The 3106-nt window shown below is 47.7% G+C and carries 2 protein-coding genes and 4 tRNA genes; all 6 read left to right on the plus strand.

Annotated features, from left to right (window positions below):
- The first annotated feature begins 24 nt into the window (after positions 1–24).
- The 6 genes from ABZJ92_RS20905 (at position 25) to ABZJ92_RS20930 (ending at position 2823) form a co-directional block, all read left to right on the plus strand.
- Complete coding sequence (locus ABZJ92_RS20905; protein ID WP_072075205.1) at positions 25–585, plus strand: ORF6N domain-containing protein; 561 nt, start codon at positions 25–27, stop codon at positions 583–585.
- A gap of 208 nt (positions 586–793) precedes the next feature.
- A tRNA-Ile gene (locus tag ABZJ92_RS20910) sits at positions 794–870 on the plus strand.
- Between the two features lies 1 nt (position 871).
- Positions 872–948, plus strand: a tRNA-Arg gene (locus tag ABZJ92_RS20915).
- A gap of 2 nt (positions 949–950) precedes the next feature.
- Positions 951–1026, plus strand: a tRNA-Thr gene (locus tag ABZJ92_RS20920).
- A 3-nt stretch (positions 1027–1029) separates the two neighbouring features.
- Positions 1030–1104 (plus strand) — tRNA-Gly (locus ABZJ92_RS20925).
- Between the two features lie 114 nt (positions 1105–1218).
- Positions 1219–2823: a site-specific integrase gene (locus tag ABZJ92_RS20930; RefSeq protein WP_000615491.1), complete on the plus strand. Its 1605-nt coding sequence runs from the start codon at positions 1219–1221 to the stop codon at positions 2821–2823.
- Positions 2824–3106: the final 283 nt, after the last annotated feature.

Below are 3106 nucleotides of genomic sequence, written 5' to 3' on the forward strand. Positions count from 1 at the left end.
TCAGGGAAAAATATCATCAGATGGCTGCTTAAAAAAAGAACAAATGGTAGTGTCCGCTATTGCCAGTACACCTCACAGATTCCTGTTATTACCACCGAACTTTTGGCGCAGCTTTACGGCACTGAGCCGGTGCGTATTCGCCAGAATCATCATGAGAACAAAGTACGCTTCGTTGAAGGGAAACACTTTTTCAAAGTTGTTGGTAATGACCTTAAAGAATTGCGGGTCGCTTTAAACTACTCACAAAATCCAGTTTCACCCAAAGCCCGCTCCCTCATCCTCTGGACAGAACGAGGCGCAGCACGCCACGGCAAAATGCTCGAAACCGATCAGGCGTGGGATGTGTTCGAAAAACTGGAAGACTGCTATTTCAGTCAAAGGGATCCGTCAACGCCAGTTTCATGCCAGAAAAGTTACGACACGCGAGTTCTCTGTTATCAGAGAGGCGGTGTCACTGTTTCCACAATTCAGTTACGGGATGATGATATTGTTATTTCCCTTGAGTCATGGCTGGAACTGGCGAGAGCCAATGGTTGGTTTGTTGTTCGCAGAGATAAACTGGTGGAAAGGTTGATGCAGCTTTAAAAAAGTTCTTGCATTTTTGCACATAAACTGCTTCAATTACGGTAAGCTTCGCAAAGCTGTATCGCGAGGCGAATAGCAGACATGGACACTTGAAAGAACCCGCTTTATGCGGGTTTTTTTGTGCCTGAAAAATGGCACAGGGCGTTAAACGCGCTGGTGGTCAGATGAGTTTGCAGATGTGATGACATATGGTTATTATTCTGCCTCCGGCCCTTTAGCTCAGTTGGTCAGAGCGAGCGACTCATAATCGCCAGGTCGCTGGTTCAAGTCCAGCAAGGGCCACCAACCACCACTAGCTCATCCGGATAGAGCATCAACCTTCTAAGTTGACGGTGCGAGGTTCGAGTCCTCGGTGGTGGGCCAGCGCCGACTTAGCTCAGCAGGCAGAGCAACTGACTTGTAATCAGTAGGTCACCAGTTCGATTCCGGTAGTCGGCACCATATGCGGGCATCGTATAATGGCTATTACCTCAGCCTTCCAAGCTGATGATGCGGGTTCGATTCCCGCTGCCCGCTCCATGACCTTTCTTAAAGTACTCCAACCTACTGAATCCTAAGGGATACGGCTTTAAGCCTCCTTGCAGAGTTACTTACTGTAACCCACTGTGTAACCCTCTCAGGGCATGCAGACATATGATTCAGCTATCCAGTAGTCACAAACTTCCAGCAGTCTACTATCTCTACCAGCGTAACGGCGTCTACTACTTCCGTCTTAGGGTCAGACAATCAAACAATGATAGAATGACCTCAATATCATTACGGACCAAGGATAGACGCACCGCTATGGCTTACTCAAGGCACATAAAGGCAGCACTCAAGGCAATACACGCAGACAGACCCAACGCTACCTATGAGGAAATGAGGGAACACCTTAAGGACATCGCTGAGTGTGAACTGTCTATGGGCCGTTCAGATCTCTTTGAGCCTGACATGAGGGATATCTACCGGGACCAATACGGAGAACTTGGTGAGAGCCTTACCGATGCTCTGGCTAGTGAGCCGCTAAGCATTGACCAGCATCGTTACATCAATGAGGCCCTGAAGGTGCTAAAAGCCTGTATGAGGCGTATCGAAGCGGGAGACAGTCAGCCTCTGATAGATTACGTCGATCTTTTTAATGATATTGATAGGCAAGATAACCAAGCAGACTCTGTGTCCCTATCTGTTAATGCTCCAGAAGTAAAACCAGAAGTTACGCCTAGCATTACCATAGCGAGCCTCTTTGAACAATACGAAGCGGAGAACTATCAGAACTGGAAGCCTGCAACCTTAAGGGAAAACAAGGCGTCACACGCTGCGTTAATCGAAATATTCGACCATCTGGGTCTCAATGCAGACGCTAACAGGGCTGACATGCTTAGGGTCCGTGATGTGCTCCAGCAGTTACCTAGGAACCGTAAGCAGCGCTTCAAGGATGTCCCACTTGCTGACCTGTTGAGCCGTGAAGATAAGACAGATTGTCTGGATGTCGTTACCATCAACAACAAGTATCTTATTAAGATGGCTGCTGTCTTTAGGTGGGCTGTGCGCAATGACTTGATTAAAAAGAACATGACTGAGGGTCTGGAGCTTAAAGTCCCTCAGCGTAAAGCCTCAGGGGCCCGTAACGCCTTCTCTACGGAGCAGGTGGGGCAACTACTGGTCGCAGCTAAGGCATACTCTCAGAAGACCTCTGGTAAGCCGTATCATTATTATGTTACCGCCTTGGCTGCTATCACTGGGGCGAGACTCAATGAAATAGCCCAACTACAGGTCAAAGACGTCAGGACCACTGAGGCGGGAACCGTTTATATTCATATCAATGAAGACGATAGTAGTCTACCCGGTAAGAGCATCAAGAACGCTCATAGTGACCGCTGTGTGCCTCTGGTCGATGGGGCCTATGGTTTTATATTGGCTGACTTTATGGCGCTTGTAGAGACCCGTAGAGGCGCTGACGGTGATGACGCTATGGTGTTCGATGGTCTGCGTCTCATGAAGAACGGTTACGGTGAGCAGGTGAGTAAATGGTTTAATCGGACGTTGTTGCCTAAAGTCCTCGTAGACCGTAGCGGCTTAGCGTTTCACTCGTTTAGACATACAGTTGCGGCCCAGTTAAAACAACATGGGGTCGAGTTGGCGTATGCACAGGCGATCATGGGGCATAGTTCAGGGTCTATTACGTACGACCGTTATGCTAAAGAGGTCGAGGTTGATAGGCTGGTCAATGTGATGGCTGATGTTTATAAGGAGACCTAGAGGAGACCATAGTCTAGGATGACACTTACTACAGACCTGTGTGGTCATGTTTTTGACTCATAGTTTTCTCTACTTGTCAAGGGATAATTAATACGACTCACTATAGGGAGAAGGGACACAAAAAGTTTTCTCTTCTAGGATGACACTTACTACAGACCTGTGCGGTCATGTTTTTGACTCATAGTTTTCTCTGCTTGTCAAGGGGTAATTAATACGACTCACTATAGGGAGAAGGGACACAAAAAGTTTTCTCTTCTAGGATGACACTTACTACAGACCTGTG

This window comes from Shigella sp. FJ200513 (assembly GCF_040495915.1).
GTDB lineage: Bacteria > Pseudomonadota > Gammaproteobacteria > Enterobacterales > Enterobacteriaceae > ECMA0423.